Origin of the sequence: Pseudoalteromonas sp. G4 (genome assembly GCF_028875915.1) — a bacterium.
Lineage (GTDB): Bacteria > Pseudomonadota > Gammaproteobacteria > Enterobacterales > Alteromonadaceae > Pseudoalteromonas.
The window spans coordinates 1-7,068 of sequence record NZ_JAPEHW010000120.1 but is presented as its reverse complement, the minus strand read 5'-3'; the positions used below and the strand labels follow the sequence as shown (position 1 = coordinate 7,068).

Below are 7,068 nucleotides of genomic sequence, written 5' to 3'. Positions count from 1 at the left end.
TACATAAAAGTAAGTCAGAACTAAATAAAGATCAATTAATTTTATTTATGGTTAATAAGAATTACTGAAATATTTGTTATAAAGATATTTAAATTGTTTTAAATCAAGTGGTTGTGATTTTTATTTTATTCGGTTTATTAGGTTATTATTAAAAATAAAATTAACTTTCATTTATTTTTAATGTGTTAATTGCTGTTTAAAAAGTAAAAAAAGCGTGAAAAGTAAATATCATTATTGAAAGTTCACTCTGTAAATGAACATTTGTTAACGCACTTTCGTTTATGTGGGTTCAACGAGTTGACACCTAAAAACACTCCGCAAGTTTATTTCTTTTTAAAATCAAAATTTGACGGATTTTATTACGCTAACCATTATTAATTAATGCAAAAAATGGTGTTAAAGCGTGTTGTACGCTCGTCAAATAAAAACCTTTCACTTAGCGCGCTTTGGGCGAGCTTATCGCTATTGTTAACTCTTTTCGCACAATCTGCTTGGTCAAAAACGCAAACAGCCGTGGTATTTGATGATATTGCACAAGTAATGCAGCAATACGATTTTGATAGTGGGTTAAGTCAAGCTTCTGTGACTGCAATTACGCAAGATAAATTTGGTTATATTTGGCTTGGGACACAATCAGGTCTAAATCGCTTTGATGGCAAACGCTTTAAACATTTTTTTCCTGCCCAGCCGCATTCAAATAATCTTGCTGGTGGGTTTATCACTGCGCTCTGTAGCCAGGAAGAATTTCTTTGGATTGGTACACAAACAGGGCTTTCCCGTTATCATTTTGAAACCAGCGAGTTTGAGCGCGTTGATGTTAATAAACAGGACCATTCGGTTGAACGTATAAAAAGCTTATCGTGTCACAATGATGTGCTTGTAATCACAACGGATGACAATGCACTTTATATTTATCAATCGGACAAAGGCCTGCTTACAGCGCAAGAGGTATTTTCTACAAGTCAAATTAATGCAGTGCATATTGGGCAAGAGAAATGGTTTGCCGTAACTGAAAACGGCATTTTATCAAAACAAACTAACACAAATGAAAGCAACTTGCTGATCGCTGGTAACTTTAAGTTGGTTGGGCTTGGAGAAAATGCTATCGCGGTAATAGATAGTAAACAGCGGGCTTGCCTTTATCAGCTTGCTCCTTTAACCGGACTTTGGTGTAACCAGCTGCCAATTAACGAGATGGTAGAGGTGTTTCAATTAACCATATTGCCAGCTGATTTACTTATTGCATCCAGCCAAGGCGCATTTCAGTTATCCCTTTCGGGTGAAATTATTCATCACTTCAAACGCCAACCAGGCAATCAAAAAGGGCTTTCAGAAAATACAGTGTTATCGGTATATAAAAGCCAAGAAGGGGATATTTGGCTGGGAACGGAAACACAGGGTCTTTATCATTATCGCGAATTAAGTAACGCATTTGGCCATGTTTATAACTTTAAAAATGCTGTGCGAACCAGTGATTTCTACGATGTTAGAACATTTGAACTGGACGCCAGTGGCACCCTTTGGATTGGTACTTCCAAAGGTATTTACTTATATAAAAATAAACAATTTTATGCAGCTGAAAGTGTCTATCCTTCTCTGAAAAAGCTCAATACAACGTTTATCACCGATCTTTTTCTTCATGGCGATGCACTTTGGATTACCAGTCGTGGTGCGGGTTTAGCAAAACTTGATTTAACAACAGGTAAGACTTGGTTAGTTAAGCCAGACATCAATGGTGAAATAGTTGAAAGTTTTAATGCAGTAATTAGTTTTAAAGGGCAACTTATATTCAGTTCTCGTAGTCAGGGTTTACTGACTTTTGATTCACAATCGAATCAGTTTTATCACTTTATTGAAAACAACGAGAATGTGCCCGCACATGTAACCGGGCTTTATAGTGATGGTGATAATTTGTGGTTTGGCAGTATTGGTATGGGGTTATTTAAATATGACGGAGAAAGCATTGTCTCGATAAACCAGGCACAAGGTTTAAGTTCAAATTTAGTGTTTATGATTGAACAAGATGACCAGCAACGCATTTGGGCAGCTACCGATAAAGGGCTCAGTATTGTTAACCCAGATATGACTCTGGCACGCATCGTTGAGCGTAAACATGGTCTTGCTAACAATGCAATTTGGGCGTTAATAAAAGATGAAAATGGTCACTTCTGGGCAGGCACTAGTGGTGGGTTGAGCCATATTCTGAGTGACAACTTTAGCATTCGTAACTATTTGAAAAACGACGGTATTCAATCAAACGAATTTAATTTTAATGCGGTGTTAAAAACTAAAAAAGGGCGCTTATTTTTAGGTGGTGCCAATGGTTTTAATCAGTTTTACCCAAGTGCAATTGAAAGTGCAGGGCAAAAACCTAAAGTGCAGTTAAGTTCAATTAATGTGCTTGAAAAAGAGCTCACGCCATTAAATTCAGATGAGCTTACGACGGTGCCTGAGCTTACCAAATCACTGAAGCTTAGAGCGGAACAAAATATTCTTTCGCTTGCGTATTCCTCAACTAGTTTGGCCTCAGACAAACTCTCTCACTTATATTATCGCGTGCTTGGGCTGAGTGATAAATGGATTAAATTAGAGCAGGGACGTAACCAGATTGATTTAATTAACTTAAATCCTGGGGACTATACGGTAGAAGCGTATTTAGTTGATCGTTTTAATAATGCATCCGCCCCACATCAATTAAGTCTCACGATAGTACCACCTTGGTGGGCTTCTAAACTGGCAAAAATCAGCTATGTAATCATGGCTTTAATTATAGGTACATTGATTATTTACTCGCGGGTTAAACGATACCGACAAGTGCTTTTAGATAATAATGTGATGAAGCAGTTAAACGAACGATTTGAGCTGAGTTTATGGGCTAGTGGCGATGACTTATGGGATTGGCATATTGCCAATAATACGATTCATCGTTTTAGTGTAAGCAGTCATCTTGATTTTGGTGAGCAAAAAGATGAAGTGTTGTTAGATGAATTGCATCATTATGTGCATCCAAAAGACTGTATTTTGTTAGAGGACAAACTGGAAAGATGTATCTCGGGCGAAATTGACAGTTATGAAATTGCTATTCGGGTTAAACAAAAAAATGGCGGATTTCGGTGGGTACGTGATCGCGGAAAAGTGGTTAGCAGAAATAGCTCAGGCATTGCAGAGCGTATCGCAGGTGGTATACAAGATATTCAAAAGCTGAAAGAAAATGAATTGGCACTGGAAAAGCTAAATCATTCGCTAGAAGAAAAAGTGCAAGAGCGTACACTGCAACTTGAGCAAAATAATCAGCAATTGCTGCAAACATTAGATGAACTTGAAAAGATGCAGCAAGACTTAATAGAAAGTGAAAAAATGGCATCTCTGGGTAATTTAGTGGCCGGTGTTGCCCATGAAATTAACACTCCACTTGGTATTGCCATTACAGGTGTTTCATCTTCAGAGGAGAGTATTGCTCTTATTGAATCGCAACTGGCGAATAAAACCTTAAATCAAAATACGTTAATTAATGAGATAAATAAGCAAAGAGAAGCATATCAATTAGTGCAGCGTAATTTAGAGCGTGCTGAAGCATTAATATCAAACTTTAAACAAGTGGCGGTGGATCAGTCTTCAGAGCAAATGCGTGAAGTACAAGTAAGTGAATACCTAGAACAATTGCGAAGTTCACTTTCACCACTTACCAAAGGTAAGGAAATTACGATATCCATTGCTTGTTCGCAAAGTTTAATTGTTGAAACGTATCCTGGAGCTTGGTATCAAGTGATGTCGAATTTGATTCAAAACTCTGTTACACATGGTTTTGATGGGCTTACTAAAGGCAATATCGCAATTTCGGTGACACTTAATAACGGCAAGCTTGTGGTGCTTTATCAAGACGATGGCAAAGGAGTTTCGGAAGAAGTTCGCGAACGCATGTTTGAACCCTTTGTCACCACCAAACGTAATCAAGGAGGCAGCGGCTTGGGAATGCACATTGTTTATAACTTAGTAACCCAGTTACTTAATGGCGAAATCACCAGTCGTCGGGTAGAAAACCAAGGTGCGGTATTTGAAATTGAGTGTTTTGTGAATGTAATTAGTGAATAAAGCCCCTTTCAAATAACTTGAAAAGGGCTTTAATGTGGGCAGGAAACCTACTGACACATATGCATAGCAGGTGTCTCAGATTGCACTATTTTGATATTGGCAAGCGATAGCTCTAAAGCCTGTGGTGAACCAATTTCAAATGGTACTACTAGCTGATTAAACTTAATGCCTTGCTGAGTAAAGCATGCTAATTCAACGGAAAGGGTATGCCATTGACCATCTGCCTTTGCATTGAGTAAATTTGCAATGTCCATTTTGCTATGACAGCTGCCCGGTACATCTGCGGTGCCTTCACAATTCATGGTTAACCACACATCTTTAGCATTTTTGCTATCGACCTTCACATCAAACACAAGTTGCGCTTTGTCCGATACTAAGTTGCTTAAGTCTTCACGGAAATGACTTTTACTTGCAAAGCGAAGACCTGCTGGCTTTTCACCAGAGATTGAAATTTTGCGTGCATCTTCTTGAATAACTTTATCAATGGTACGGTAATTGATACCTTCAAGGCTAATGGTGCTAGACATAATTTGCTCACTGCTATCACCTGAGAACAACCATGCTTGCCATGGCTTTTTCACTTCACCTTCAAGAATAGACACACTCTTAACATCACCAGCCTTACGTTCAAATTGCTCAGGTAAATCGTTTGGCACCGTTGTTTTTGATGCAGCAGTTAAACCATAGCCGTAAGTAAATAATGGTTTCTCATCACTGTTATTATAAAAATCAATGTGTTGATTTGGGTTCATTGGCCAGCTAAATGGTAATTTACCTTTAAAATCAACATTAATACTGTCATCTGCCTTGCGCAGCAAGAGATCTGCAATTGCTGCGCCTTCAGAGCCCGGTAACCATGCCGCAACAAACGCAGTTGAAGCGTTTAGCTCAGCATTGACCCACATGGCTCGGCCGCTGATAAATACCGCTACAACAGGAATATTGGCATTTTTAAACTTGTTTAGTAAAGCAAGGTCGCGTTTTTCTCCCGCTTGGTATTCAAGGGTTGCGCGGTCACCATGGCCTTCGGCATAAGGTTCTTCACCAAATACCACAATCGCTACATCTGGTTTTTCTGAATAGTTTCCATCAAGGCTGTATTCAAGCTTACCGCCGGCGGCATTTACCTGATTACGTAACCCATCAAGAATCGATGAACCACCAGGGAAGTCACTGTTTTGATTATTTGTACCTTGCCATGTAATAGTCCAACCACCTGATTGTTTACCAATGTTATCTGCGGCATCGCCAGCAACTAAAATACGTTGTTTTGGTGATAACGGTAGTAGTTGCTGGTTATTTTTAAGGAGTACTAATGATTCACGTACTGCTTGCGCTGCAACCTCACGATGCGATGCTTGACCGATAAGCTCCGTTTTACCCGAAAGCGCTCTGTCTTTTGGACGTGGTTTATCAAATAAACCTGCGCGGAATTTAACACGTAAAATACGACGCACTGCATCATCAACACGAGATTGTGCAATTTCACCTGTATTTACTTGCGCGATGGTATTCTCCATTAGGGCTTTCCAGTCTGACGGCACCATGAAAATATCAAGGCCGGCATTAATTGATTGCGCGCAGCTTTCATTACTGCAACCAGCAACTTGACCATGACCATTCCAGTCACCAACGACAAAGCCATCAAAACCCATCTTGTCTTTTAATACATCGGTAAGTAGGTACTTATTACCGTGTACCTTTTCACCATGCCAGCTATTAAATGAAGCCATTACAGACTGTGCGCCAACATTTAAACCACCAACATAACCTTGGGAATGAATATCAAATAAATCTTGCTCAGATGATAGGTTATCGCCTTGGTCGTCACCGCCTACTGTGCCACCATCGCCCACAAAATGTTTAACTGTACTAATTACACGCTCATTGCCTAAAAAGTCTTTACCCACTTCACCTTGTAAGCCTTTTACCACTGATGCTGCATAACGTCGAACAAGCGCTGGATCTTCAGAGTAGCTTTCATAGGTACGACCCCAGCGGTCGTCTTGAACAACCGCAACGGTTGGTGCAAATACCCAGTCAATACCAGTTACCATCACTTCTTTTGCTGTGATAGCCGCGATTTGTTCCATTAACTTTGGGTTATTTGCCGCGCCTAAACCAATATTATGTGGAAATAGTGTTGCCCCAATCACATTGTTATGGCCGTGCACTGCGTCGGTGCCCCACATAGTAGGGATCGTCGAACCATCGAGTGAGTCATCAATTGACGCCATATACATATCGTCGGCGAGCTTAATCCAGTCTTCTGGTGTAGCGTGTTTATCGCCATTTGGGAACGAACCGCCCCCATTTAGATAAGAACCAAAACCATAACGGCGCATATCTTCAACGGTGATATTGCGAATTTCAGGTTGGATCATCTGCGCGATTTTTTGCTCTAACGTCATTTGCGCTAATAACGCATCAATTTTACTTTCAAGCGCAGCATCGTATTTCACAGGACTTGTGATTTTTGGCCAAATATCGTTTTTAGTGTTTGTTGTTTTGGCATTGTCATTGCCCGACATACAGCCGCTCAGGGCCAAACAAAGTGCTGAGAGCGAGAACAGATGTTTATTCATTGATTTGTCCTTGAGTAGTTGATGGCACATGTCCTTTCACACCGTAGAATACGATAAATACGTAACATACGGCAGGAATAATAAACGAAAGAGTAAGACCAATCGTATCGGCCGCCATACCTTGGAAAACAGGAATAATGGCGCCGCCCACGATGGCGAGACATAAAATGCCCGACCCTTGTGAGGTGTGCTCTTTTAAGTTGTTAATCGCAAGACTAAAAATAGTAGGGAACATAATTGAGTTACATAAACCCACAGCGAGCATTGTCCACATTGCGATAGGGCCAGAACTTAGCATTGATACCACAATAAGTACGATAGCAAGGGCTGCATTAAAGGCCAGTACCGTTCCGCCAGATACTTTTTGCATCACAGCAGCACCAATAAAGCG

Annotated in this window: 2 protein-coding genes and 1 pseudogene; 1 reads left to right on the top strand and 2 read right to left on the bottom strand. The window is 40.1% G+C overall.

The genetic code is table 11. The annotated features are described in order from the left end of the window. The first annotated feature begins 390 nt into the window (after positions 1–390). Positions 391–4,092: a sensor histidine kinase gene (locus tag ON073_RS19730; protein ID WP_274763583.1), complete on the top strand. Its 3,702-nt coding sequence runs from the start codon at positions 391–393 to the stop codon at positions 4,090–4,092. Positions 4,093–4,139: 47 nt separating this feature from the next. Here the strand turns inward: ON073_RS19730 and ON073_RS19725 are convergent, their stop codons facing one another. Continuing rightward, complete coding sequence (locus ON073_RS19725) at positions 4,140–6,677, bottom strand: glycoside hydrolase family 3 protein (RefSeq protein ID WP_446728548.1); 2,538 nt, start codon at positions 6,675–6,677, stop codon at positions 4,140–4,142. Beyond that, positions 6,670–7,068, bottom strand: a pseudogene (locus ON073_RS19720) (glucose/galactose MFS transporter); the annotation flags it as partial. The gene ON073_RS19725 and the pseudogene ON073_RS19720, both read right to left, overlap by 8 nt.